The organism is Variovorax sp. KK3 (assembly GCF_001984055.1).
Lineage (GTDB): Bacteria > Pseudomonadota > Gammaproteobacteria > Burkholderiales > Burkholderiaceae_C > Variovorax.
Map to the genome: position 1 here is coordinate 124,324 of NZ_LYVO01000004.1, position 25,459 is coordinate 149,782.

A 25,459-nucleotide genomic window follows, 5' to 3' on the forward strand; every position below is an offset into this window, starting at 1 on the left:
ATGAGATTCGTGATCCTGCACGGCGCCGGCCCGCATGGCGCGGCCGGCCAGCTTCCCACACCCGACCCGCGCTTCGGAGCGGCCATTCACGAAAGCATCGCGCTGCAGCCGGCCGAAACCGGCGTGCGCATGGCCCGCATCGGCGACGATGACCAGGACGGGCTCCAGGTCGTCGACGGGCCCGTCACCGCTCCTCTCGCAGGCCTGAGCATCGTCGAGGCCGAGTCCCGCGAAGCCGCGGCGCAATGGCTGGGCCTTGCCGCCTCGCATGGCGGCGACACCACCTACGAGATCCGCGAGACCGGCTGTGCCGGCGGCCTGGGCGGCATCGATCCTCGCGATGGGGCCAGCCGACCGCGCTTTCTCGTGCTGGTCAAAGCCGATGCCGCCACCGAATCCGAGTCGCCCAGCAATTCCGCCCGGCTCGCGGCCATGGCCCGGCGCAACGACGAGGCCGTGCAATCCGGCCTGCTGCGCGCAGGAGACGGCCTGCGCTCGACCGCACGCGCCACGCGCGTGCGTGTCGGCAATGGTCGCCCCAGCGTGCTGGACGGACCCTTCGCCGAGACCAAGGAGTTGGTCGCCGGCTTCTGGCTGATCCAGGCCGATTCGATGGCCGAAGCCATCGACTGGGTCGGCCGCTATCCCTTCGCGCAGGATCGCCCCGAGGTCGAGATCCGTCCAGTCGCAGGCTGACGCGCCGACCGCGCATGCGCCGATGACCCAGAACGACATCCACCGCAGCATCAACGCCGTCTGGCGCATCGAGTCCGCGAAGATCATCGGCGCGCTCGCCCGCATGGTGCGCGACGTGGGCGTGGCCGAGGAACTGGCGCAAGACGCGCTGCTGGCCGCGCTCGAGCAGTGGCCCACCCAGGGCGTGCCCGACAACCCCGCCGCCTGGCTGATGCAGACGGCCAAGCACCGCGCACTCGACCTGCTGCGCCGGCGCAAACTGCATGCGAGCAAAGAACAAGAGATCGGCTACGAGATCGATGCGCAGCATGCCATCGCCGAGGCCGATTTCGCGGACGCGGTCGACGCCGCCCTGGACGACGACGTGGGCGACGACCTGCTGAGGCTCGTCTTCACAGCCTGCCATCCGGTGCTGTCGCCGGAGGCGCGTGTCGCGCTCACGTTGCGCCTGTTGGGCGGCCTGACCACCGACGAGATCGCGCGCTCCTTTCTCGTGCCGGAACCGACCATCGCGCAGCGCATCGTGCGCGCCAAGCGCACCCTGGCGGCGGCGAACGTGCCCTTCGAAGCGCCGCGTGCGGCCGAGTTGGGTGCGCGGCTGGGCTCGGTGCTCGAAGTGATCTACCTCGTCTTCAACGAAGGCTACTCCGCCACCGCGGGCGACGACTGGATGCGGCCGGCCTTGTGCGACGAGGCATTGCGCCTCGGCCGCATCCTGGCCGGCCTGATGCCGGACGAACCCGAGGTGCACGGGCTGGTCGCGCTGATGGAAATCCAGGCTTCGCGTTCGGCCGCACGCGTCGATGCGCAGGGCGAGCCGGTGCTGCTGCTCGAGCAGAACCGGGCGCGCTGGGATTCGATCTTGATCCGCCGCGGCTTGGCCGCACTCGGGCGCGCCCAATCGCTCGTCGATGCGCTCGACGATGCACTCGGCCCCTATGCGCTGCAGGCCGCCATCGCCGCCTGCCACGCACGCGCGCGCACCGCCCAGCAGACCGACTGGACGCGCATCGCCGCCCTCTACGAAGCGCTGGCGCAGCGGATGCCCTCGCCCATCGTCGAACTCAATCGCGCGGTCGCGCTGTCGATGGCCCTGGGGCCGGCGGCCGGGCTCGAGCTGGTCGATGCGCTGCGTGACGATCCGCAGCTCAAGAGCTACCACCTGCTGCCCAGCGTGCGCGGCGACCTGTTGGCCAAGCTGGGCCGCAAGGCGGAGGCCTACGACGAGTTCCAGCAGGCCGCATCACGCACACGCAACGCGCGCGAACGCAAGCTGTTGCTGATGCGCGCGCTTGCATGCGCGGGCAGCCCGCAGCCACCGGGCACCGGCGCCTGATCGCTGCGGCCGCTGCAGCCGGCCCGGTCAGGGCTTTTTCTTCGCCAGCGCGCCACCGGCGATCTGCGTCCGAAAATCGCGCAGCTTCGCCTTGAGCCGGCGCTCGTTGACCAGGCCGACGCGCACCATCATCTTCTGGCCGGCCGACAGCGACTGCAGTTGCGGATCGACGAACTCGTAGTGCACCCAGGGCCGCTCGGAAGGCACCTCGCCGCGTATCTCGACGAGCTTGACCGCCACCGGCCCGGCCGGCTCGGGCGCCTGCAGCAGATGGTCGATGACCGCGACCAGCCGGTCGTTGAAATGCTTGCCCGGGTAGCCCTGTTCCTCATAAGCCTGCTGGAACAGCGGATACAGCCGCTGGTACAGCGCCGCCGCCTTCGGTGCGCTCACCGATTCGGCCAGCAGCACCAGCGGCGTGTAGCGTGCGCCGTTGTCGGGGCCGATGGCCTGGCCGCCCGCTCCGGCGCGTGCGTCGAACCGGCCCGGCGTGCGCTGCACCGGCCACATGCGCGCGGCGGCCTGCTCGCGCGGCAGGTTGTCGACGGTGGCGACGAAACGGCGCACGAAGCCATCGGTTTGCAGCATGCTGGCCACGGCCTTGCTGCCCACCAGCTCGGCCAGTGCGGCACGCACCTGGGCGTCGGCATCGTCGAGCCGCGGCAGCGCCGCATCGGTGGGCGGCTCGACCGGGTTCTGCGGCCCGGTCGGCGCTGCGGCCACGGGCGGTGCAGCGGGCACGTCGGGCTGCGGCGCGGTGGCCGCGGGCGGGGGCTCGGGCGGCGCTTCCTGCCGGTGGGTCCAGCGCCACCAGACGGCACCGGCGCCCAGCGCCACCACCACCAACACGACCATGATCCACACCGAGGATTCGCGTGCCGGCCTGAAATCGTCGAACTCGCGTTCGCTCATGGGGCTGCTCTCCTTCTGACTGTCGCAAGCATGCCCTTGGCATTGGACGCCATTTCGGACGCCCCGGCCGAGGCGGCGCAGGTAACGTCCTGTGACGGCGACTCACGGCGCCGGTGCTTGCGTCAGGCTCGGATCGCATCCGCCTCCCGGGGTTCCGCGCCCGGCCAGCTTCTTCGCCGGCTTATTTGCCAGCTTCTTTCCCCTCTACAGCGGGAAGGCGTCCAGGCCCTGCTGCCCCTCGGCCGGCTTGGCCGGTGTGTGCGCGACGTTCATCACCCAGCACACCATCGCGAAGTAGCCCACCAGCGCGCTCAGGTCCACCAGCTGCTGCTTGCCGAAGCGCGCCTCGACGGCGGCATAGGTGGGCTCGCTCACGCCGTGGTGCAGCAGCAGCTCCTGCGCGAAATCGACCGCGAGTTGTTCGTCGTCGGCCAGCGGCGCGGGGCGTCGGCCCAGGCGCAGGGCTTCGATGGCATCGGCACTCACGCCGGCCTTGATGGCGTTCTGCGCATGCAGCAGCCATTCGAACTGGTTGCCCACGTGGCGCGACACCACGCAGATCACGAGTTCGCGCACGCGCGCGTCGAGCGGGCTGTCGAAGCGCAGGTACTCGCCCACGTTGCCGATGCGCTCCATCAGCGCCGGGCTTTGCAGCAACGGCAGGAAGGGCCCGAAGACCCCCTTGCGCGGGCCGTCGATGAGCGCCTGCGCGGCCTTCTGCTGCGCCTCGTTCATGGTGGCGGCCGCCGGCATCGGCAGGCGTTCGGTCCAGGGGCGGGAGTAGCCTTGTTCGATCATGCTGAAATTCCTTTCCGGGTACGTTCTTGGATGAGAGACGGCGCGATCATCGCCCACGCAGCAGCCATGCCGCACTGCCGGCCAACGCCAGCGCTCCGGCCACCAGTGCGACGAACAGGCCGCCGAAGCCTTGCGACCGCCCGCTCAGCGCCGACGACAGCATGGGCCCCGCCATTTGCCCGATGGCGAAGGCAGCCGTCATGCGGCCCAGCGCGCGGGTCGGGTCGCCGACGGCGCGGGCCCGCGCCTCCTGCATGCCGGCCATGGTCGCGACCATGAAGGTGCCGCCCACCAGCAGCGCGGCCAGCAGCACCGTCGTCGCCGACAGGTGCAGCACCGGCAGCACGCACCCCAGCGCCATCAGCAGATGGCTGCCGGCCAGCACGTGGCGGCGCGCCACCTTCGACAGGACCAGGCTGGCGACCAGCGTCGAAACGGCTGCCGCGGCGCCGAACACCGGCCACGCCGCGCCGAAGACCGCCGGGTCGTCCACCACCGCGCGTGCCAGCACCGGGAGAAAGGTGGCCGGCAAGATGTAGCCGAAGCCGAGCAGCCCGTAGCTGACGACCAGGCCCCAGGACACACCACCGCCTGCGTGCGTGCCGGCGGTGGCCGCGGCTGCCGGCGCCGGCAGCTCGCGCGGCATCAGCAGCGCCACCAGCACCAGTCCGGCCAGGGCAATCGCGCCCATCTGCAGCCACAGCGCGTCGGGCGCCACGCCGGCCGCGCCGGCGCGCCAGCAATGGAAGCCGGCCAGCGCGATGCCGATGCCCACGCCCGCATAGAGCAATCCCGGGCCGGCGGGCCGCTCGAAGCGCGCCAGCCAGGCCAGGCACCACACGCTGGTGCTCACCAGCGCCCAGGCACTGGCCACGCCGGCCACGAAACGCCACAGCAGCCAGCCCGCGAGCGAGTCCGACCAGCCCATCGCGGCCGTGGAAGCGGCGATCAGCGCCAGTGACAGCAGCCCGGTGCGCTGCGGCCCCAGGCCCAGCCGCGCCGTGGTCAGCGCGCCCAGCAGGTAGCCCGCGTAGTTGGCCGCGGCCAGCCATCCACCGGCGGCCACGTCGGCGCTGCCGGCCCGGATCATCAGCGGCAGCATCGGCGTGAAGGCGAAGCGCCCGATGCCCATGGCCATGGCCAGGGCGACCAGGCCAGCCAGGCAGACCGCTGCGAAGGAAGGCCGGTTCAGGCTGATCGATGCGTTCGACATAGGCCTCTATTGGACGCAGAATCTGCAGGAGCCACAAATGAATTATTCAGAACGATCATTCTTCTATGGAGAATGAAAGAAGGGCGATGAAAGTCGAGCGACCGTCGAGCGGAAAGAGAACGATGGAAGGAACGGGAGAAGCATGAAAGCAGGAACGATACGGGAACGAAAGAGAGTGCAGGCATGAGAACGATCGATCTCGATTCGCTGGAGATCTTCCGCACCGTCGTGTCCGAAGGCGGCGTGATCCGCGCGGCCGGCAAGCTCAACCGCGTGCAGTCGAACGTGACGACCCGCATCCGCCAGCTCGAGGAGCGGCTGGGCCAGCAGCTCTTCCAGCGCCAGGGCCGCTCGCTGGCGCTGGCACCGGCCGGGCACAAGCTGCTGCCGTATGCCGAGCGGCTGCTGCGGCTGGCCGACGAGGCCGAGAGCGAGATGCGCAGCGATCTGCCGCTGGGCACCTTCAGGCTGGGCTCGCTCGAAAGCACGGCAGGCAGCCGGCTCGCGCCTGTGCTTTCACGCTTTCACCGGCTGTATCCGGGGGTCGTCGTCGAGCTGGTCAGCGGCACCACCGGTGCCTTGATCAAGCGTGTGCAAGCCTTCGACATCGAGGCCGCCTTCGTTTCGCAGCCCTTCTCGACCGCAGGCCTCGAGATCCTGCCGGTGTTCGAGGAAGAGCTGGTGCTGATCACGGCGCGCAGCGTGGCCTCGGTCACGCGCCCGGGCGACCTGGCCGGCAGCACCCTGATCGCCTTCGCGGCGGGCTGCTCCTACCGCCAGCTGCTCGAGCAATGGCTCGGCAAGGGCGGCGTGGTGGCGGCGCGCTCGCTCGAGTTTTCGTCCTACCAGGCCATGATCGCCTGCGTGGCCGCGGGCACCGGCTTCGCCGTCGTGCCGCTGTCGGTGCTGAAGGCCCTGCGCGCGACCGCCGACGTGCGCCAGCATGCCTTGCCCGAACGCATCAGGCACAACCGCACGCACTTGGTGTGGCGTGGCACGCCATCGGTGGCGCTGGCGCGCCTGATTGAGATGGTGGGCAAGGGCTGAGCTGGCGCGCCTTCAATCGCGGCCGGGCGCCGGTAGGAGGATCGAAGGTGGCCGCCATCGCGCGAGGGTGTAATCAGGCCAGCGCAGTCGATGCCGGCGCCGCGCCCGCGATCTGGCGCAGCGCACGTTCGAACACCTCGACCGGCTGGCCGCCGGAGATCAGGTGCTGGTTGTCGATGACGACGGCCGGCACAGCATGGATGCCCGCGTTGGTATAGAAGCGCTCGCGCGCACGCGTCTCGGCTGCGAACTCGTTGCCGGCCAGGATCGCCCGTGCGCGCTGCGGATCGAGCCCGGCCTCGCCGGCCAGGCGAACGAGCACGTCGGGGTCGGAGGGATTTTCGTTGTCGGTGTGCACGGCCTTGAGCATCGCCTTCTTCAACGCGACCTGCTTCCCCGCATCTTCCAGCGCGGCCCAGTGAAGCAGGCGGTGCGCGTCGAAGGTGTTGTACAGGCGGGACCGGCCGTCGTGGCGAAACTCGAAGCCCACCGAGGCACCGCGCGCCCGGATGGCCTCGCGGTTGGCGGCCTGATGCTCGCGCGTGCTGCCGTACTTCTGGTTCAGGTGCTCGAAGGCATCCTGGCCTTCGGTCGGCATGTCGGGGTTGAGCTCGAAGGGCTGAAAGTGCAGCTCGGCCGAGATGTCGGGCGCTACCCGTTTCAGCGCAGCCTCGAGCGCGCCGAGGCCGACGGCGCACCAGGGGCAAGAGATGTCGGAGACGAAGTCGATGCGGAGGTGGGAGGGCATGGGGTGCGGATGGCGGCGGACGAATGAGCCGCATCATGCAACGAACCCATGCCGTGCTGCGTTACGGCACTCGAATAGCCCTAAGTGGTCTTCTTGGGTGACATTACCCAAACAGATTCTTGAAGCTGCTTGGTCACACCGGCCGGATCCGTCTGCGCAGACTGCGCCAGGCGGTACATCGAGATGTACGGACCTTGAGGGTCGAGCATCTTGATCGTGATTTCCTGCATCTCCTCGCCAAGGGTCCTTATCGCCGCTTGCGCGTCTGACGGAAACAAGGCGATGTAGTCCGGGTTCGTCAGCAATTCACCGACGTATTGGAGCCTATCAATCTGGGTGTTGAACGTGTCCAGGTATTCCTTGGTAGCGAGCTTGACGTTCTCGACTTTGACGGCCGGGTTCTTTCCGATTTCATCACGAGATTCGGCTTTGCAGCCCGCTCTCTCAAAGATGTTGCCGACTGCACTCGGCAACTTGATGAGCATGCCGGACGGTATCAGAGCGAATAGGACTTCAGGCGTCAAACCGCGTGGCCGGGGTCCTAGTGCGTCGGCTGTCCGGGGCGCGGCCAGGAAATCCTCGGTCATTTGCTTGAAGTCGCCAAACTTCCCCTCCGCCGTTTGTTTGTTGAGCACCCCCGACGCCCCCAAAGCCTCTACGAGCCGTCCAACAAATGGGTCTTCATTCTCGATGCCCTTTGAGTCAGCCAACCTCTTGTTCGAAGCAGCGGCGACTCGATCGAAATAGTTCGGCACGGCGTTGGCAAGATCGCCGCCATCGACGGCCACATAGCCTTGGACAGCCTGCTGCGCATTCGGCGGCTGCGCAGGGAGCTCGCTGAACTCTTTGAGTGCCAGTTTGACACGCCTTTCGCGCAGGTATGCGTCGTGCCGGCGTGTGCCCGCATCCGCCTTGAGAATTGTCAGGACGTCCTCGCGATAGGAACGCCAGACCTTGTCGACATCCTTTTGCGGGATCGCAAGTTTCGCACTCTCTGCCTTGCGATCACGGGGATCGATGTTCGATTCGCGAATCACTGCCTGCAGAGCGCGTTCGGCCTTTTCCCTCTGTCGGCCAACGATCCAACCAAAACGAGGGCTCTGCTTGACCGCGAAGTAGTAGGCGCGACCGTTGTACTCAACCTGCGGCCCGCTCCCTGACTTGCTCAAGGTCAAGTAGGTGTTGTGTTGCAAAAGCTCTTTGCTCAAGCTTTCGGAATCGAAACGCAATGCGCTCCGCATCGGCGGCGGAATGTCGCGCAGGGGCGATGGGTTCACACTGCTCGCCCGCGGTGGGATCACGGTATTCGGCGGGGGCGGTATGTCGTTCGGTGCCGGCTGGTCCTTGCCGCTCGGCAGCGTCGGCGGCACGTAGTTCGGAGGCGGTTGAACCACGGAGTTTGGCGGCGGTGGCACGTCGTTCGGTGCCGGTTGGTCCTTGCCGCTCGGCAGCGTCGGCGGCATGTAGTTCGACGGCGGCTGGGTCACGCCACTCGGCGGGTCAGGCGGCGGGTGGTTGGGCGGAGTGCTAACAGTCGAATCGGTTCGCAACTCGGCGAGTTGTTGCTCGACGTTGTCAGGCGAAAACCGCATGAATCGGGCCTTCTCCAATTCGCTGCTCACCCCGAGGTCGAGCCATAGCTGCTCGCGGCTCTCGTGATCGCTCCACTCTTGTTGATATGCCGTGGCCGAAGGAGAAAAGTCGGCGGAGGGGTAGTCCGTCCGCTGCTGCTCTTCCAGCTTCCAGCGAATGAAATGCTTGGGGTCCAGTCGGGATTGCCATTCCGTTGCTTCCATCGGATCCACATCGAACTCGGCCATCAACTTCTCGACGGCGGAAGGCGCAAACGCATTCCATGCGGCGCGCGGAACCAAGCGCTCGGCCTGCTGCGCCGGCTCGCGCGGCTGCACAAAATCGATATCGAACTCATCATCGTCCGGCTCCGGCCCGGGCGCCACGGCAACGGCTGTCGCGCGCGTTTGATCGGGCGCTGGCGCCGGGTTCGACGCCGACGGCCTACGCGGTGCCGCAACGACAGGTGCCTGATGTGGCCGCGCCACCTTCGCCGCGCGTCCGGGCGGCGCTGGAGCCGCCGCCTGCTTTTCCGTCAGTACCTGGGTCAATCGATTGCGTACTTCGGCAGGTGAGTGATACAGGCCCGAAGCCAATTTCTCCAACCTGTCCAACGGACCAGTTGCCAGATCGTCCAGAAGTTGCCCGGCGGCAACTCCGAGTCCTTCGAAGCGCTCTCGCTCGGCCGGATCCCGAATGGTCAGAAGAAAACTGTCACCGGTCAGAACCCTGTGTGCCAGCCGCAGAATCGACTTCTGTTCGGCAACATCAAGCGCCACGTCTTTCGCTGCGGCCTTGGTATCCGCAGGGAAGGCGAGCAACTCACGCACCCGGAGTTCGAGGCTGCCCGGCCAGTCCGCAAGCATGTCGATGATGCTTCGCGCGTCACGCGGGTTGACGGCATTCCCCGCAAGTGCCGCAGCCAGGGGCGAGCGCGCGAACCTAGGCTGAGCGGTCAAGCCTTTCAAGCTCGTGGCTGCAGCGTTCAGGGCCAGGATGTCGTTCGTTCGCTTGGCCAACGGCGAAGGATCCGCTCCGTCTGGAGTAGCGCCTGCCGCGCCGTTCTGCGCCTTCTTGACCAGGCTGAACAAATGAAGCGGTTCGGTGCCCTCGCATGTGACATCGGCGTCGACAAACGCCGCCGCCACCTGGCGATTCTTGGCCTGCGTCGCCGTCACGATGAAATTGATGTGCGGTTGAACGTCGGCGATCGCGACCTGGCCGCCCGATTTCCTGACAGCCTTGAGGATGGCTTCGGCGGCATCCAACCCGATGTTCTCTTTCTTGGCGCTCTCAGCCAGCAGCGTCAGAGCCTCGGCGGCATGACGGTACTGTGCTTTCCGGTCGTCGCCGGCGGACAAGGCGCGCCCGCTCTTCGCGCCGAACGTCCAGCCCGACTCCTCGAAGTTAAGAGGGCCATCATCGCGCTTTGCGATCAAGTACTTCTTATTCCCTTCGCCGTTCGTCAGCCACCTGCTATTGAACGCGTCGACGATGCTGTTGGGGCCCGCACTGGGGCGGGCGATGCTATTGAGGCTCGGTCTGGGGGCGGGGTTGCCAAGGTTGTTCATGGGGTAAGTTCAAGTCCAGGGGTCAAATTCGGGCCAGCAAATGCGCGACGCCAGGGTCGGCAGAGGTGGCCATTGCTTTTTCTTCTTCGGCACTGCTGCGCACAAAGCCTTCCCACCAGCGCGCGGTCTCGGCAAACTGGTTCAGCACGTCGGCGAATGCCTGGCCTTGCACGCAGTCCGCGTCGAGCTCGCGCAACAGCAGCAGGTCGCCTTGCGCTCCGCCCATGCCGATGCGGGCGCCGCCGGTTTCACGCCAGAGCAGGTTGTACGAAAGCGCGGTGTGGTGGACTTTGACGGCGCGCGCCGGGAGCGGCGTGCCGATGTCGGCGCTCAAGACCAGTCGCGCCGGCTCGTCTGCCCATTCGGCAAGAACGAGCACATCTGTGTCTTTGTTGAATGCGAGGGTCCAGGTGGACTCGTCGTCTTGAACGACGACAGCAAGGTCTTCAGTGGTGGCGCCGACCTCGCCGAGGCGCCGACTCACGTATTCGGGATCGAGATGAAAACTCAACGGGTTGACTCCGGCAGGAGGGACGAATCCGCGCTCCGTTCCCGGAGCACAGCCTGCCGTGAGTAACGGGGAACCCCTGGCGGTTCCCGATTGCGCTTAAAGACTGCGCCAGAAATCGATGAGCATTTGCGTGAACTCCACCGGCCGCTCCACCGCGCTCAGGTGCGCCGCATCGATGCGGGCCAGTTTCGCGCCGGGAATCGCCTCGACCATGGCCTCGGACATGGCCGGCGGCGTGGCCTCGTCCTGGTTGCCGGCGATGACCAGGGTGGGCGTGCAGATGGCTCGGTTGCTCTCGCGGAAGTCGATGGCCGCCACCGCGTCGCAGCTCGCCACGTAGGCGGCCGCATCGGTCGCGACCAGCGTGTCGTGCAGGCGGCGCGCCGCCTCGGCGCCCTCCGGGGTCGTCGCGTAGACCGGCGTGAGCCACCGGGCCACCGCACCGGGGGCGATGGCCGCCACGCCCTGTGCCTGCACCGTCTCGACGCGCGTGCGCCAAGGCGTGCGGTCGGGGTAGTGGGCCGAGGAGTTCGCGATGACAATGCTGCGCAGCAGCTGGGGGTGCTTCGCCGCGAGCGCCTGCGCGGTCATGCCGCCCATCGAAAGGCCGACGAAATGCACCGGCTCGCCATCGGTCTCGCGCGCGATCATCTCGGCGGCGTCGTCGGCCAGGTGCTCGATGGTGAGCGGGCCAGGCACTTTCTCGGAAGCACCATGGTTGCGATGGTCGTAGCGCAGGACGGTGTGGGCACGGGCCAGCACTTCGGCCACGCCGTCCCACATGTGCAGGTCGCAGCCCAGCGCATGGCTCAGCACGACGAAGGGGCCCTCGCCTTCGCGCAGCACATTCAGACGGGTCATGGCTTCGTCTCCTTGTTCAGCGCCCCCAGTTCTTCGAGCATGCCCTTCTCGCGCAGGATGCCCGTGGCGATGCCGAAAGCGTGGTTGGCGACCGGCACGCCGCAGTAGATGGCGGCCATCATGATCACTTCCTTGATCTCCTCGGGCGTGAGCCGCGATTCGGGCGGGCCGTCGAGCGCGGCGCGCGTGTGCATCGCGAACTCTTCGTAGGCGTGGATGCCCAGCATCATCGACAGGACCATGAAGCGGCGCGTCTTGTCGCCCAGGGCCGGGCGGCCCCAGATGTCGTTCCACGCATGGCGCGTGATGAGCGCCTGGAACTCGCTGTTGAAGGCGTTGCGGTTGGCCAGGGACTTGTCGACCCAGGCATCGCCGAGGATGCGGCGGCGGTTGACGAGGCCGGCTTCGTAATCGTCGGCCGGCGGGGTGGAAGGAGCAGTCATCGTGCAGGGTTCCGTGTGTCGAGTTGAAGCTGCAGGCCGTCGACCTGCGCCTGGACGATGGTAGCGGCCGCCGTGGCCAGGGCCGGGTCGAACCATTCGTCGGCCGCCTCGGCCGGCAGCTCGGCGCGCAAGCGATCGATATTGGCGCGCATGCGGGCGGCATCGACCTGCAGGCCCGGCAGCGCGGTCGCCAGCGCGCGCACGCTGCCGTGCGCGCTCATCAGCAGTTGCGGCCATTCGGCAAGCTCGGCCTGCCAGGGCCCCAGCGCGCGCTCGTGCTCCTGCGGCATGGCGGCCAGCAGCGCCGCCACGCGCTGCGGCGTGCGGCCGGCGGCCGCCAGGGCGACCATCGATGCGACCGGGTTGCGCTTGTGCGGCATGGCAGATGAGCCGCCGCGGCCCGGCTCGCTGGGCTCGGCCAGTTCGGCCACTTCGTACTGGCCCATCAGCGCGATGTCCTTGGCGATCTTGCCCAGGCTGCCGGTCATCAGGCCCAGCTCGCAGCCGAGCGCGATCCACTCGTCGCGCTGGGTGTGCCAGGTCTGGCCCGGGTCGCCCAGGCCGAGCTCCTGCGCCATGCGCCTGCGCACCGTGGGCCCCTGCCCTTTCATCTGCGCCAGCGTGCCCACGGCGCCGCCCAGCTGCACGTTGAGCGCGCGGCGCGCGGCCTCGGCCAGGCGCGCGCGGCTGCGCACCAGCGGCGCGGCCCAGTTGGCGCACTTGAGGCCGAAGCTCGTGACGGAGGCCGGCTGCATCAGCGTGCGCGCGAGGATGGGCGTGGCCGCGTGCTGCTTCGCATGCGCCAGCAGCGCCTGCGCCGCTTTGGCCAGGTCTGCTTCGACCAGCGCCACGGCCTCGCGCGTGACCAGCGACATCGCGCTGTCGATCACGTCCTGGCTGGTGCTGCCGAAATGCACGTAGGGCAATGCGTCGGCATTGAAGAGCCCCACCGACTCCTTCAGGCTCTTGACCAGCGGAATCGCGACGCTGCCCGCGCGGCCGCTGTCGCGCACGATCTTGGCGACGTCGAACAGCTCGACCTTGCAGCTGCCGACGATGGAGCGCGCGGCCGATTCGGGAATCAAGCCCTCGGCCGCCTGCGCGCCGGCCAGCGCGGCCTCGAAGCGCAGCATGGCCGCGACGAAGGCGTGGTCGCTGAAGGCGGCCAGTGTTTCGGAAGTGGAGAGGAAGCCCTCGAAGATGCTCATGGAGATGGAAGGTGGTCAGTACGCGATCTGCGCCACCGCCCGCAGTTCGTCCGGCGTGGCCGTGCCGTAGCCGAAGAACTCGAGGTAGGCGGGGATCATTTCGAACAGCATGTCGGTGCCGACCTGCACGGAGCAGCCCTTGTCGCGGGCCGCCTTGAGCAGCGGCGTGAATTCGGATTTCATCACGACCTCGCCGACGAAGGTGGAAGGCGCGATGCGGTCGATGTCGAAGGGCAGCGGGTCGTCCTTGTTCATGCCGAGCGGCGTGGCATTGACCACCAGGTCGTAGCCGGCCGGGTCGTTGGAGCCGGTGTCGACCTTGAGCTGCGCGTAGTGCGCCTTCAGCCGCCCGGCCAGCGCATCGGCCGACTCGGCGCGCGAATCGAAGAGCGACAGCTCCGCCACGCCGGCCGCCGCCAGCGACGCCGCGATGGCCGAGCCGACGCCGCCGCTGCCGGAGACCAGCACACGCGCACCTTCGAGCTTGCAGCCCTTGCGCTGCACGCCGCGCACGAAGCCGGCGCCGTCGAACTGGTCGCCGGTGAGGCGGCCGTCAGCCTCCTTGCGCACGGCGTTGCAGGCGCCCGCGATCTTCGCGGCGGGCGTGAGCTCGTCCATCAGCGCCATCGTCGTGACCTTGTGCGGCATCGTGACCAATGCGCCGCGGATGTTGCTCATGCGAAACACGAGCGGCAGGAAGGCCTCGTAGTTCTCGGGCTTCACGCCCATGGGCACGACGACGGCGTCGATGCCGCGCGCCTCGAACCAGGGGTTGTAGATCATGGGCGCCTTGAAGCTCTCGGTCGGAAAGCCGAGGTGGGCGATGAGGTTGGTCTTGCCTGAAATGGTGGTCATGATGAGAGGGGCGCCCGGGGGCGCCGTTGAAATGCCTAGACGCTATTTGCGAACCTTGGCCACTTCGGCCATCAGTTCCTTGACGGTGCCGTCGCCGACGGTCGCCGAATACTTGTCGATGACGGGCTTGACCTTGTCGCGCAGCTTGGCCAGCTCGGCCGGCGGCAGTTCGGTGACGGTCATGCCCGCCTTCTTGAGCTGGTCGAGCGCGCCGTCGGCCGCCGCGCGCGAGACTTCACGCTGGTACTTGGTCGCCTCGGTGGCCGAGTCCTCGATGATCTTCTTCTCTTCGGCGCTCATGCCGTCCCATGTCTTCTTGCTGATGATCAGCGCCTGCGGGTTGTAGATGTGGCGCGTCTGCGTGATGAACTTCTGCACCTCGGCGAACTTGGACGAGGCGATCACGGTGTTGGGGTTCTCCTGGCCGTCGACCGCCTTCTGGTCGAGCGCCGAATACAGCTCTGGGAAGGGCATCGGCGTCGCGTTGGCGCCCAGCGTGTTGAACAGGTCGATGTAGATCGGCGACTGGATCACGCGGATCTTGAGGCCCGCGATGTCCTCGGCCTTGGCCACCGCGCGCTTGCTGTTGGTGAGGTTGCGAAAGCCCAGGTCCCAGTAGCCCAGGCCCTTGAGGTTCTTTTCTTCGAGCTTGGTCAGCAGCTTCTTGCCGAAGGCACCGTCCGTCACCGCATCGGCTTCCTGCGGGCTGTTGAATAGAAACGGCAGGTCGTAGGCCGCGAACTCCTTGACCTGCGAGCCCAGGATGCCGGCATTGAGCACCGTGACTTCGACCGTGCCGCCCTGAAGCGCCGACACCGTCTGCAGGTCGCCGCCCAGCGTGCCGCCCGGGAAGAGCTTGACGGTGATCTTCTTGCCCGACTTCTCGGCCACGAGATCGGCGAACTTCTGCGCGCCTTGCGCCTGCGGATGGCCGGTCTGGTTTTGGAAGGCGAACTTGAGCGTGCGCTCCTTCACCTGCGCGACGGCGCCGCCGGCAAGGGCCATGGCGGCCAGGGCCACGAGCGAGGCGCGCAGAACGGGACGGAAAGGGGGGCGGAAGAATGCGTTCATGTTGAAAGTCTCCTTGGTTGAAATTCGAATGCCGGTCATCGATCGTTTGTAGTTCGTCGTTTTTCGTCAGCCGCCGAGCAGCCGCGCCGGCCAGATCACGAGCTGCGGGAACAGGACCATCAAGAACATCATGGCGAACTCGGCGATCGCGAACGGCAGCACGCCGCGCGTCACCTCGTCCATCTTCATTCGCGCGACCCCCGCCACCACGTTGAGCACCGTGCCCACCGGCGGCGTGATGAGGCCGATCGAGTTGTTGATGATGAACAGCACGCCGAAGTAGATCGGGTCGATGCCCGCGGCCTTGACCACCGGCATCAGCACCGGCGTGAGGATCAGGATGGTCGGCGTCATGTCCATGGCGGTCCCGACCGCCATCACCAGCACCATGATGACGACCATCAGCAGCATCGGCTTGTCGATCAGCGGCTGCAGCAGCGCGACGAGCTTCGACGGCAGGTCGGCCACGGTGATGAGCCAGGCCGACACCATGGCCGCGGCGACCAGGAACATCACGATCGCGCTGGTCTTGGCGGCCGACACGAACATGCCGTAGAACTGCGAGGGCTTGAGCTCGCGGTAGACCACCGTGGCCACGAAGATCGCGTACACCGCAGCGACCACCGCCGCCTCGGTGGGCGTGAAGATGCCGAAGCGCAGGCCGAACAGGATGATCAGCGGCAGCAGCAGCGCCCAGGTGGATTCGCGCAGCGCCTTCCACATCTCGCCGGCCGACTTGCGCGGCGGCGGGATCACCTTTTCCTTGCGCACCAGCCACCACCAGGTGAACCACAGCGACGCGCCGATCAGGATGCCAGGAAAGATGCCGGCCAGGAACAGCTTGGAGATCGACACGTTCGCCGCCACGCCGAAGATCACGAAGCCGATCGACGGCGGGATGATCGGGCCGATGACGCCCGACGCCGCGATGAGCCCGCCGGAGCGCGCCTTGTCGTGACCGGCCGCGACCATCATCGGAATCAGCAGCGCCGACAGCGCGGCCGCATCGGCCACCGCCGAACCCGAGAGCGCCGACAGGATGCAGGCCGCCACGATGGCGACGTAGCCCAGCCCGCCGCGCACGTGGCCCACCACCGCCAGCGCCAGATTGACGATGCGGCGCGACAGCCCGCCCTGGTTCATCGCCTCGCCGGCCAGCATGAAGAAGGGCACGGCCAGCAGCGGAAAGCTGTCGGCGCCGTTGATCACGTTCTGCGCGAGGATCTGCGCGTCGAACAGGTCGAGGTGCCACATCAGCGCGACGCCGCACAGCAGCAGCGAATAGGCGATCGGAACGCCGATGGCCATGGCGCCGAGCAGGGCTCCCAGAAAGATGGCGATGGTCATGTCAGCGCCCCGCCTTGTTGTTGCGTCTTTGTGCGGCTTCTTCGGCATCGCGCCGCGCCAGCTCGGCGTTGATCTTGTCGATGTCGCCCTGCTCTTCCGACTCGTGCACCATCACCAGCTCGGCATCGCTGAGCCTGCCGCTCACGATGCGCCACAGGTCGTACAGCAGGAAGACGATGGCCGATACGCCGAACACCACACCGACGAAATAGAAGATCGCGACCGATGCGCCGGTGGTGGGCGCGCTCACGTCCCAGTTGATCAGCGTCTGCTGCCAGCTGCCGGTGAGCAGCAGGTAGGAGGCGTACAGCATCAGCACGTGCGACAGCACCGCGCAGAGCTTCTTGCCCCAGGTGGGCAGCTTGGCGATGAGCATGTCGGTGCCCAGGTGACCGTGCTCGCGCACCGCGACGATGGCGCCCAGGAAGGTCATCCACACGAACAACCAGCGCGACACTTCCTCCGAGATGGTGATGCCGGAATTGAAGCCGTAGCGCAGTACGACGTTGCCGAACACCATGATGACCATGATGGCCAGCATCAAGGCCATCAGCCCCTCCAGCCCCCTGCAGTACCACGAGAAAATTCTTGTCATTGCCTCTGTCTCCTTCTTGGTTGGTCTTCTTCGCCTGTCTTCTTCGCGTGTCTTTTTCGTTCGTCGTCTTCGTTCGTCTTCTTCGTTCCGATCCGCTTCGCTCAGCTTGCCTTGCTGAGCACCGCCTCGCTGATCCAGCGCGCGCTCTTCATGCCGCGCTGGCCGACCACCATCGGGTCGGAATTCACGTAGTCGTCGTTGAACACCTCGAAGGTGTAGTGGCCGCGGTAGCCCTTGTCCTCCAGCAACTGCACCATGTCGCGCACGTCGTGCAGGCCCTCGCCGGGAAACAGGCGCTGGTGTCGCGCCAGCTCGATCATGTCGGCCTGCCGGTCGCTGTACTCGAAGAAGTAGTCGGCCAGCTGCACGAGGAAGATCTTGTCGACCGGCACCTCGGCCAGCTGCTTCAGCGTCTCGGGCGTGTCGTCGCCGTGCACCGACATGTGGAAGCTGTCGAGGTTCAGGCCCACGTTCTGGCGGTTGCAGCGCTTCACGATGTCCCAGGCCTGGTGCCAGCGGTTGACGTGGCGGCCCCAGGACAGCGCCTCGTAGCAGATGCGGATGCCCAGCGGCGTGGCCAGCGTGGCGAGCGTGCGCAGGTCTTCGGCCGCACGCTCGGGGTCGTCGATGGCCAGTGGCGAGGTGGTGGAGCACACCAGCAGCAGGTCGGCACCGACCAACGCCATCTGGCGCAGTTGCTCGCGGGCCATCTCCAGGCGGTGCGGGCGCATCGCGTCGGGTGCGCATTCGAAGTCGCGCAGCGGCTGGAAGTCCGTGACCTTGAGCCCACTGCCCTTCACCAGCTCGGCCGCCTTCTCCACCCCGGCCGGATGCGCGATCAGGTCGCGCGCCCACAGCTCCACGCCGGCGAAGCCCGCCGCCTTCATGCATTCGAGCTTGTGGCCGAGGTCGCCCCCCATGGTGACGGTGTTGAAGCCGAAGCGATTCAGGTCGATTGCCATGATGTTGTCTTCAGAACGTCAGCCTGCACAGTTGCGGCGGCCGGCGAAGCCCGGCCTGATCGGGAGACACCGCGGAACCGGCTTTGCCGGGCCGCTGGTGTCGCCCCCGGAGAGGGGGTTGGCGGACCACACGAAGTGGGGGAGCCTGGGGGTGAACATATTCAGGCCACGCTGTCGGAGTGGTAACGCAGGGGGGCGTCGATTTCGGCGGCCATCGCAGCGGGATAGATCAGCTCGCGCAAGAAGCGCGCGTCGTCGCGCACGCCTTGTGCCGCGGCGCCCTGGCCGAAGAAGTCCAGGTAGTACGGCATCTGCTGGATCAGCATCTCGAAGCCGGCCTGGGCGTTGAGCCCGCGCGCGCGGGCGGCACGCACCAGCGGCGTGGGCTGGTTGCGCAACAGGATGTCGAACAGCGCCGCGTGCGGCTCCATGCGCGACACGTCGACGGCCAGCGCGTCGCCGTCCTTCAGGCCGAGCGGCGTGGCGTTGACGACCAGGTCGTAGCCGGCCGGGTCGCCGCTGTCGGCCGCCACCACGGTCGCGTCGAAGAAGGCATTCAGCTTGGCCGCGACGCCCGCCGCCTTGCCCGCCGACACGTCGTGAAAGGCGATGTACTCGGCCCCGTTGACCGTGCCGCCTTCGGCCAGCGCCACTCCCGCGGCCGCGGCGCTGACGCCGGCGCCCAGGATCAGCACGCGCTTGCCGCGAAAGGGAATGTTGTAGTGGTCCAGCGCGCCCAGCAGGCCTTCGCCGTCGAACAGGTCGCCTTCGAGTTCGCCGTTGGCGATGCGCTTGACCACGTTGACAGAGCCGGCCACGCGGCCGAACAGTCCGGCGCCGTCGAGCAGGTCGACCGCCAGCGGCTTGTGCGGCGGCGCGATCACCATGCCGCGCACGTTGCGGGCGAGAAAGGCCGCCTTCACGAACACGGCGAAGTCGCGGCGCGACACGTGCACCGGCGCCATCACGGCGTCGATGCCGTGACGCTGGAAGACGGCGTTGAACATGCGCGGCAAGCGCACGTTGGTGACCGGATCGCCGGGGATCAGGTAGAGGTCGGTGCTGCCTGCGATGGAAGGGAACATGGTTCGGCGTCTCTCTGGCGGGTGGGTCGGTTGCGTGTTCTTGGTTGTTCGTATATCGCGCAACGTGCCGGGATTGGCGACAAATGTAGGCGGCTGGCTTGCGCGACCCAAGCGAAAGGTCACAGAATAGCGCGCTGATCGTTCTTCGACGATCGATGATCGAACGAATCCAGGGTTTGTCCTCAATGAACAGCGATGTTTCCCCCGCCCCGCCCGGCCTCGACAAGCGCGACTGGATCGCGGGGCTGGAGCGCGGCGTTTCCATCATCGAAGCCTTCGACGACGCGCATCCGCGCATGACGGCCAGCGAGGCGGGCCAGCGCACCGGCATGACCCGCACCGCCGCGCGCCGCTACCTGCTGACGCTGCAGCACATGGGCTACGTGGCGGGGGACGGCAAGCTGTTCTGGCTGACGCCGCGGGTGCTGCGCCTGGGGCAGTCGTACCTCGAATCGGCGCGGCTGCCGCGCATCGTGCAGCCCTTCCTGCAGCGGGTGGCGGCCGGCACGCACGAGATCGCGTACCTGAGCGTGATGGACGGCGACGAGGTGGTCTACATCGCGCGCAACGGGCCGAACCGCAGCATGAGCACCGGCTACGTGCTGGGCGCGCGGGTGCCGGCGCAGGTCACGGCGGCGGGCATGCTGATGCTGGCCATGCGCAGCGACGAGGATCGGGGCGTGTGGCTCGCGACGCACGAGCTGACCGTGTTCACGTCGCACACGATCTCGAGCAAGGAGCGCATGAAGCTCGAACTGGCGCGCATCCGCTCGCAAGGCTGGGCGCTGTCTGAGCAGCAGCTGGACCTGAACTCGCGCGGCATCGCGGTGCCGCTGCGCGACCGTCACGGCGAGCTGGTGGGTGCGCTCAACATCACCATGCCGATGGGCCATGAAAACAGCGAGGACGCGGTCTCCCGCGTCCTCCCTGTGCTGCGCGAAACCGCGCAGGCAATGCGAAACCTGATTTGACTCGGCTTCTTATGCGGCGGCCTTGGCCAGGCGAGCGTCGCTGATCGTCTTGTCGCGCAGCCGCTCGTATTCGGGCTTGGGCACCGGCACCGCGTCGGCATTGCCGAGGTCGTTCATGTGAACGCGGTAGGTCTCACGGGCACTCAGCGCCGCGATCGCCGCGATCACCGTGATGCCGAAGGCCAGCGAGCCCACGATCAGCGGGATGTTGGCCGCACCGGGAGGCGCCACGGTGGCGAACAGGGCCGGCAGCATGGCGGTGATGGCGGTGCCGATGTTCTGCGAGATGGCCATGGCCGAGACGCGGGTGCGGGTCGGGAACAGCTCGGGGTAGAAGCTCGGGAACACGGCGTTGTAGCCTTGGTAGACCACGCCCCACATCAGCAGCGACATGCAGATCGCCAGCGGCACGCTCTTGATGCTGATCGCATAGAGGTAGCCGAAGGCCAGCAGGCCCGAGGCCAGCGCGCCGAAGATGATCGGCGGCTTGCGGCCGATGCGGTCCGACAGGTTGCCCACGTAGGGGATCACGAGCACGGCGAGGATGTTGCCGAGCACCGGAATCCACAGGTAGATGTCTTTCGCGAAGCCGATGCCGTAGGCCGCCTGCACCGCGTAGGCCGCGCCGAAGATGGTGGCGACGACCGGAATCACGTTCATCAGGGCCATGCAGATGACGCGGATCATGTCCTTCCAGCTGTACTTGAAGGCGTCGACGATCGGCGAGCGCGCGCGCTGGGCCTGCTCCCCTTCCTGGGAGAAGGCGGGCGTCTCGTCGACCTCGCGGCGGATGATGTAGCCGGCCACGATCACGACGAAGCTCAGCAGGAAGGGAATGCGCCAGCCCCAGGTGTTGAACTGCTCGGTGGGCATGTAGTGCGCGAGCGGCAGGAACACGGCCGCGGCCAGGATCTGCCCGGCCTGCACGCCTTGCAGCGTGAAGCTCGCGAAGAAGCCGCGTCGTCCGAATGGCGCGTGCTCGAGGATCATCGAACTCGCGCCGGAGATTTCACCGGCCACCGCGAAGCCCTGGATCAGGCGGCAGACCACCAGCAGCACCGGTGCCAGCAGGCCGACCTGGTCGTAGGTGGGCAGCAGGCCGACGGCGATGGTCGAGAAGCCCATCAGGAACATGCACAGGATCAGCACCTGCTTGCGGCCGTGGGTGTCGCCCCAGTGGCCCAGGAAGAACGCGCCGATCGGCCGGGCCACGTAGCCCACGCCGTAGGTCGCCAGCGAGGCGACGATCGCGATCTTGGGATCGCCCTTGGGGAAGAAGATCTGCGGAAAGATCAGCGACGCGGCGGTCGCGTAGATGAAGAAGTCGTAGTACTCGAGTGCCGAGCCGATCCAGCCGCTGGCTGCGGCTTTCTTCGACTGGTGCCGGCCTGAGGGCTCGTGCGCCTGGGTGTTGCTCATGAAGTTGTCTCCGTTTGGGGGTTTGGCGGAGCGGACTTTAGGCGCCGGGCGAGGCGGTCGCAACGGCCTGCATTCGAGCAACGATCGATCATCGATCGAAATCGTTCGATATTCGCGCGATTCAGGGGTTTCCACTAGGTTTTGAAGGCCATCTCGGCCTATCCGGTATCGCGCTCTGCACAACGCTGCGCGTGGCCTCACGGAGCCGGCGCTCGATACGCAGATGCGTTCGACCAGGGTCGCGCATCCCGCACGGCGCCCTCTTTCCGTACTTTCTTGCAAATTCTCGGGTTTACCCCGGGTGACGCCGAAGCGCCAGACCCCTACCATTTATTCAACTTGAATTAATTAATAGACGCCAGGAGACAACCCGTGACAGCACCCGGCCCCGGTCGAGGCACCAACTCGGTCAATCTGCGCCTCTACAACGAACGCAACCTGCTGCAGCGCCTGCGGCGGGCCGGCGAAGCGTCGAAGGCCGACCTGGCGCGCTGGGCGCAGCTGACCAACACGGCCGTGGGCAGCATCGTGCAATCGCTCGAGGAATCGCGGCTCATCGAGCCCGCCGGCCGCCGCCAGGAAGGCCAGCGCGGCCAGCCGGCGGGCCTGTACCGCGTGAACCCAGAAGGCGCCTACGGCATCGGCGTGCGGCTCGACCGCACCATCATCGAAACCGTGCTGATCGACCTGGGCGGCCGCATCATGGCGCGCGAAACGCACGATCAACTGCTGCCCCACCCCGACCGCGCGCTGGCACTGGTGCAGCAGGACGTCCAACGCATGATCGACCGGCTCGACCCGCTGCAGCGCCGCCGCCTCACCGGCGTCGGGCTGGCGCAGCCCTACAACCTGGGCGCCTGGCTGCGCGAGCTCGACCTCGAGGCCGACTTCCGCATCTGGGACGAGGTGGACTTCGGCGAGATGCTCGCGGAGGCCACCCGCCAGCCGGTCTTCAAGGAAAACGACGGCAACGCGGCCGCCATTGCCGAACTGTTCTTCGGCATCGGCCGCGAAGAGAACGACTTCCTTTACGTCTTCATCGGCGCGGCACTGGGCGCCGGCGCGGTCATCGGCGGCGAGAGCATGCGCGGCAGCTCCGGCAACGCGGCCGACCTGGGCCTGATGCCGGTGCCGCCGAGCCAGCTGGCGTCGGCACCGGCACCCGAGCGGCGCTGGGACATCCTTCTGTCGCGCGCCTCGCTGAACGCCCTGACGCGCCACCTGCGCCACCACGGCATCGCGGTGGAGGGCCACGCCGACCTCGAAGCCCAGGTGCAGGCCGGGCGCCCCGAGGTGCGGGAATGGCTGGACGACTGCATCGACGCGCTGGTGCCTTCCACGCGCGCTTCGCTCGCCGTGCTCGACCTGCCGGTGGTGGTGATCGACTGCGACATCGACAGCGGCCTGATCGACCAGCTGATGCAGTCGCTCGACGCCGGCCTGCGCGCCATCGCACCCGAGGCGCGGCAGACCCCGCGCATCGTGCGCGGCAGCTTCCGCGCCGATGCCGGCGCCATCGGCGCGGCCAGCCTGCCGATGTTCTTCAGCTTCTCGCCGCGCGCCGACCTGCTGCGCGGCCGCTTCCACTCGCACCCCCACCTACAGGAGACGGCGAATGCATGACTCACCACCCGCGCTGCTCGAGCTGCGCAAGATCTCCAAGACCTTCCCCGGCGTGAAGGCGCTGCAGGACGTGCAGCTGCGCGCGAACGCCGGCCACGTGCATGCGCTGATGGGCGAGAACGGCGCTGGCAAGTCCACGCTGATGAAGGTGCTGTCGGGCGCCTACATGCCCGACCCCGGGGCCGAGATCCTGATCGACGGCAAGGCGGTGCACATCGACGGCCCGCTCGCGGCCAAGAACCTGGGCGTGTCGGTCATCTACCAGGAACTCAGCCTCGCGCCCAACCTCACGGCGGCCGAGAACATCTACATGGGCCGGCCATTGCGCCGCGGTGGCCTGGTCGACCGGGCGGGCATGGTCAAGGCTTGCGAGGCGACGCTCACGCGCCTGGGCGCGGACTTCGGCCCTTCGATCCGCGTGGCCGAGCTGTCGATCGCGCAGCGGCAGCTGGTGGAGATCGCACGCGCGGTGCATTTCGATTGCCGCATCCTCGTGATGGACGAGCCGACCACGCCGCTGTCGACGCACGAGACCGACCGCCTGTTCGTGCTGATCCGCCGCCTGCGCGACGAAGGCCTGGCCATCCTCTACATCAGCCACCGCATGGACGAGATCGACGAGCTGGCCGACGAAGTGACCGTGCTGCGCGACGGCAGCTACGTCGGCACGCTTTCCCGCGCCGAGCTGTCGCGCGACCGGCTGGTGAAGATGATGGTCGGCCGCGACCTCTCGGGCTTCTATCGCAAGGAACACCACGGCCAGCACACCGGCGACAAGGCGCTGACCGTGCGCGACCTGCGCGACGACCGGCGCGTGCACGGCTGCAGCTTCGAGCTGCATTCGGGCGAGGTGCTGGGCCTGGCCGGGCTGGTCGGTGCCGGCCGCACCGAGCTGGCGCGGCTGATCTTCGGCGCCGACGTGCGCACCGGCGGCCAGGTGTCGCTGAACGGCAGCGGCGCCGTGCTCGACATCCAGCGGCCGATCGACGCGATCCGCTCCGGCATCCTCTACCTGACCGAAGACCGCAAGGGCCAGGGCCTGTTCCTCGACCTCTCGGTGCGCGACAACATCAACGTGATGGTGAGCCCGCGCGACGCGCATGCCGGCGGCGTGATGGACGGCAAGCGCGCCGCCCAGCGAGCACGCGACGCGATCTCGCAGCTGTCGATCCGCGTGGCCTCGCCGCGCGTGAACGTGGGCTCGCTCTCGGGCGGCAACCAGCAGAAGGTGCTGCTCGCGCGGCTGCTGGAGCTCGCGCCGCGCGTGCTGATCCTCGACGAGCCCACGCGCGGCGTGGACATCGGCGCCAAGAGCGAGATCTACCGGCTCATCGACGAACTCGCGCGCCGCGGCGTCGCGGTGCTCGTCATTTCCAGCGAGCTGGCCGAGGTGGTGGGCATCTGCGACCGCGTGATCGTGATGCGCGAAGGCCACCTGGTCGGCGAAGTCGGCGGCGGGAGCGCCGTGCCCATCACCCAGGAAAACATCGTCGCGCTGGCCACCGGCGCTTCAGCCACCCATGCCCCCGTGCTGCATTGACGTTTCGCACGGACCCACAACACCCCAGGAGACATCATGAACAAGCAACCGATTCCCGCCTACGCGGCGGTCGCGCAGCCCGCCGTGCAAGGCGCCGCGCGTGGAGCAACCGGCAAGGAGATCATGCGCGCCCTCGGCATGCTGCCGGTGCTGGTGCTGCTGTGCATCGGCTTCAGTTTTTCGAGCGAGAACTTCTTCAGCCTGCAGAACCTGTCGATCATTTCGCAGCAGGCCTCCATCAATATCGTGCTGGCCGCAGGCATGACCTTCGTGATCCTCACCGCCGGCATCGATCTGTCGGTGGGGTCGATCCTCGCGGCATCGGCCGTGTCGGCGATGCTGGTGTCGACCATTCCGGGGCTCGGCATGCTGGGCATCGCGGCGGGCCTGGGCTGCGGCTTGCTGTTCGGCCTGCTCAACGGCGTGCTGATCGCCTTCCTGAAGCTGCCGCCCTTCATCGTCACGCTGGGCTCGCTGACTGCGGTGCGCGGCATCGCGCGGCTGGTGGGCAACGACACGACGGTGTTCAACCCGCAGCTGCCCTTCGCCTTCATCGGCAACGGCGAAGTGCTGGGCGTGCCCTGGCTCGTGATCATCGCCTTCGCGGTGGTGGCGCTGTCGTGGTTCATCCTGCGCCGCACGGTGCTCGGGCTCAACATCTACTCGGTCGGCGGCAACCCCGAGGCCGCGCGCCTGGCCGGCATCAAGGTCTGGGCGGTGCTGCTCTTCGTGTACTGCGCCTCGGGCCTGCTGTCGGGCCTGGGCGGCGTCATGGCCTCGGCCCGGCTCTATGCGGCCAACGGGCTGCAGCTCGGTGCGTCGTACGAACTCGACGCGATCGCGGCCGTCATTCTGGGCGGCACCAGTTTCGTCGGCGGCACCGGCTCCATCCTGGGCACGCTGGTCGGCGCACTGATCATCGCGGTGCTGACCAACGGCCTGATCCTGATGGGCGTGTCGGACATCTGGCAGTACATCGTCAAGGGCCTCGTGATCATCGGCGCCGTCGCGCTCGACCGCTACCGCCGCAAAGACTCGGCCCGGACATGAACGCCCTTCCCTATTTCCCTCTCGA

General features: G+C 67.5%; 23 protein-coding genes. 7 read left to right on the top strand and 16 right to left on the bottom strand.

The genetic code is table 11. The features are described from left to right. Positions 1 to 696 (top strand): YciI family protein, encoded by a 696-nt coding sequence (locus tag B0W80_RS03490; protein WP_076997713.1) that lies wholly within the window; start codon positions 1 to 3, stop codon positions 694 to 696. 22 nt (positions 697 to 718) lie between these two features. Then, positions 719 to 2,032 carry an RNA polymerase sigma factor gene (locus B0W80_RS03495; RefSeq protein ID WP_076997714.1) on the top strand — a complete coding sequence of 438 codons (1,314 nt, stop codon included), beginning with the start codon at positions 719 to 721 and terminating at the stop codon, positions 2,030 to 2,032. Between the two features lie 27 nt (positions 2,033 to 2,059). Here B0W80_RS03495 and B0W80_RS03500 read toward each other — a convergent pair whose 3' ends face one another. The 3 genes from B0W80_RS03500 to B0W80_RS03510 all read right to left on the bottom strand — a co-directional run bounded on the left by B0W80_RS03500 (position 2,060) and on the right by B0W80_RS03510 (position 4,955). Then, positions 2,060 to 2,944, bottom strand: a complete 885-nt coding sequence (locus B0W80_RS03500) for a DUF3014 domain-containing protein (RefSeq protein ID WP_076997715.1) — start codon at positions 2,942 to 2,944, stop codon at positions 2,060 to 2,062. A gap of 204 nt (positions 2,945 to 3,148) precedes the next feature. Then, on the bottom strand, positions 3,149 to 3,742 hold the full coding sequence (locus tag B0W80_RS03505) for a carboxymuconolactone decarboxylase family protein (RefSeq protein WP_076997716.1): 594 nt from the start codon (positions 3,740 to 3,742) through the stop codon (positions 3,149 to 3,151). A gap of 46 nt (positions 3,743 to 3,788) precedes the next feature. Beyond that, positions 3,789 to 4,955 (bottom strand): YbfB/YjiJ family MFS transporter, encoded by a 1,167-nt coding sequence (locus tag B0W80_RS03510; protein ID WP_076997717.1) that lies wholly within the window; start codon positions 4,953 to 4,955, stop codon positions 3,789 to 3,791. 183 nt (positions 4,956 to 5,138) lie between these two features. Between B0W80_RS03510 and B0W80_RS03515 the strand changes: the two genes are divergently transcribed. Continuing rightward, complete coding sequence (locus tag B0W80_RS03515) at positions 5,139 to 6,002, top strand: LysR family transcriptional regulator (protein ID WP_076997718.1); 864 nt, start codon at positions 5,139 to 5,141, stop codon at positions 6,000 to 6,002. A 73-nt stretch (positions 6,003 to 6,075) separates the two neighbouring features. On the opposite strand, the gene B0W80_RS03520 is transcribed toward B0W80_RS03515, so the two are convergent. The 12 genes from B0W80_RS03520 to B0W80_RS03575 all read right to left on the bottom strand — a co-directional run bounded on the left by B0W80_RS03520 (position 6,076) and on the right by B0W80_RS03575 (position 18,831). Then, the gene (locus tag B0W80_RS03520) at positions 6,076 to 6,750 is read right to left on the bottom strand and encodes a DsbA family oxidoreductase (RefSeq protein WP_076997719.1); all 675 of its coding nucleotides are present in this window, start codon (positions 6,748 to 6,750) and stop codon (positions 6,076 to 6,078) included. A gap of 80 nt (positions 6,751 to 6,830) precedes the next feature. Beyond that, positions 6,831 to 9,893: a hypothetical protein gene (locus tag B0W80_RS03525; RefSeq protein WP_076997720.1), complete on the bottom strand. Its 3,063-nt coding sequence runs from the start codon at positions 9,891 to 9,893 to the stop codon at positions 6,831 to 6,833. Between the two features lie 22 nt (positions 9,894 to 9,915). Further along, positions 9,916 to 10,404, bottom strand: coding sequence for a type III secretion system chaperone (locus B0W80_RS03530; RefSeq protein WP_076997721.1), 489 nt, complete (start codon positions 10,402 to 10,404; stop codon positions 9,916 to 9,918). Between the two features lie 96 nt (positions 10,405 to 10,500). Further along, positions 10,501 to 11,265, bottom strand: a complete 765-nt coding sequence (locus B0W80_RS03535) for an alpha/beta fold hydrolase (RefSeq protein ID WP_076997722.1) — start codon at positions 11,263 to 11,265, stop codon at positions 10,501 to 10,503. Continuing rightward, positions 11,262 to 11,708 (bottom strand): carboxymuconolactone decarboxylase family protein, encoded by a 447-nt coding sequence (locus tag B0W80_RS03540; protein ID WP_076997723.1) that lies wholly within the window; start codon positions 11,706 to 11,708, stop codon positions 11,262 to 11,264. The genes B0W80_RS03535 and B0W80_RS03540 overlap by 4 nt, the downstream gene beginning before the upstream one ends. Continuing rightward, positions 11,705 to 12,916: a 3-carboxy-cis,cis-muconate cycloisomerase gene (pcaB, locus tag B0W80_RS03545; RefSeq protein WP_076997724.1), complete on the bottom strand. Its 1,212-nt coding sequence runs from the start codon at positions 12,914 to 12,916 to the stop codon at positions 11,705 to 11,707. Before pcaB ends, B0W80_RS03540 begins: the two co-directional genes overlap by 4 nt. A 15-nt stretch (positions 12,917 to 12,931) precedes the next feature. Beyond that, the gene (locus B0W80_RS03550) at positions 12,932 to 13,771 is read right to left on the bottom strand and encodes a shikimate dehydrogenase (RefSeq protein ID WP_076997725.1); all 840 of its coding nucleotides are present in this window, start codon (positions 13,769 to 13,771) and stop codon (positions 12,932 to 12,934) included. Between the two features lie 42 nt (positions 13,772 to 13,813). Further along, positions 13,814 to 14,776 (bottom strand): TRAP transporter substrate-binding protein, encoded by a 963-nt coding sequence (locus B0W80_RS03555; protein WP_256856471.1) that lies wholly within the window; start codon positions 14,774 to 14,776, stop codon positions 13,814 to 13,816. Positions 14,777 to 14,908: 132 nt separating this feature from the next. Next, on the bottom strand, positions 14,909 to 16,189 hold the full coding sequence (locus B0W80_RS03560; protein WP_076997727.1) for a TRAP transporter large permease subunit: 1,281 nt from the start codon (positions 16,187 to 16,189) through the stop codon (positions 14,909 to 14,911). Position 16,190: 1 nt separating this feature from the next. Further along, positions 16,191 to 16,784 carry a TRAP transporter small permease gene (locus tag B0W80_RS03565; RefSeq protein ID WP_076997728.1) on the bottom strand — a complete coding sequence of 198 codons (594 nt, stop codon included), beginning with the start codon at positions 16,782 to 16,784 and terminating at the stop codon, positions 16,191 to 16,193. Positions 16,785 to 16,885: 101 nt separating this feature from the next. Continuing rightward, complete coding sequence (locus B0W80_RS03570) at positions 16,886 to 17,746, bottom strand: sugar phosphate isomerase/epimerase (protein ID WP_083745157.1); 861 nt, start codon at positions 17,744 to 17,746, stop codon at positions 16,886 to 16,888. Between the two features lie 161 nt (positions 17,747 to 17,907). Next, complete coding sequence (locus tag B0W80_RS03575; RefSeq protein ID WP_076997729.1) at positions 17,908 to 18,831, bottom strand: shikimate dehydrogenase; 924 nt, start codon at positions 18,829 to 18,831, stop codon at positions 17,908 to 17,910. Positions 18,832 to 19,016: 185 nt separating this feature from the next. Between B0W80_RS03575 and B0W80_RS03580 the strand changes: the two genes are divergently transcribed. Next, positions 19,017 to 19,802, top strand: coding sequence for an IclR family transcriptional regulator C-terminal domain-containing protein (locus tag B0W80_RS03580; RefSeq protein ID WP_143684460.1), 786 nt, complete (start codon positions 19,017 to 19,019; stop codon positions 19,800 to 19,802). A 9-nt stretch (positions 19,803 to 19,811) separates the two neighbouring features. Here the strand turns inward: B0W80_RS03580 and B0W80_RS03585 are convergent, their stop codons facing one another. After that, positions 19,812 to 21,221, bottom strand: coding sequence for an MFS transporter (locus tag B0W80_RS03585; RefSeq protein WP_076997731.1), 1,410 nt, complete (start codon positions 21,219 to 21,221; stop codon positions 19,812 to 19,814). 372 nt (positions 21,222 to 21,593) lie between these two features. Between B0W80_RS03585 and B0W80_RS03590 the strand changes: the two genes are divergently transcribed. The 3 genes from B0W80_RS03590 to B0W80_RS03600 are packed head-to-tail and all read left to right on the top strand — an operon-like array spanning position 21,594 to position 25,434. Continuing rightward, positions 21,594 to 22,844 (top strand): ROK family protein, encoded by a 1,251-nt coding sequence (locus tag B0W80_RS03590; RefSeq protein ID WP_076997732.1) that lies wholly within the window; start codon positions 21,594 to 21,596, stop codon positions 22,842 to 22,844. Then, the gene (locus B0W80_RS03595; protein ID WP_076997733.1) at positions 22,837 to 24,384 is read left to right on the top strand and encodes a sugar ABC transporter ATP-binding protein; all 1,548 of its coding nucleotides are present in this window, start codon (positions 22,837 to 22,839) and stop codon (positions 24,382 to 24,384) included. Before B0W80_RS03590 ends, B0W80_RS03595 begins: the two co-directional genes overlap by 8 nt. 36 nt (positions 24,385 to 24,420) lie before the next feature. Then, a complete protein-coding gene (locus tag B0W80_RS03600) occupies positions 24,421 to 25,434 on the top strand; it encodes a ribose ABC transporter permease (RefSeq protein ID WP_076997734.1) in 1,014 nt (337 codons plus the stop codon). Positions 25,435 to 25,459: the final 25 nt, after the last annotated feature.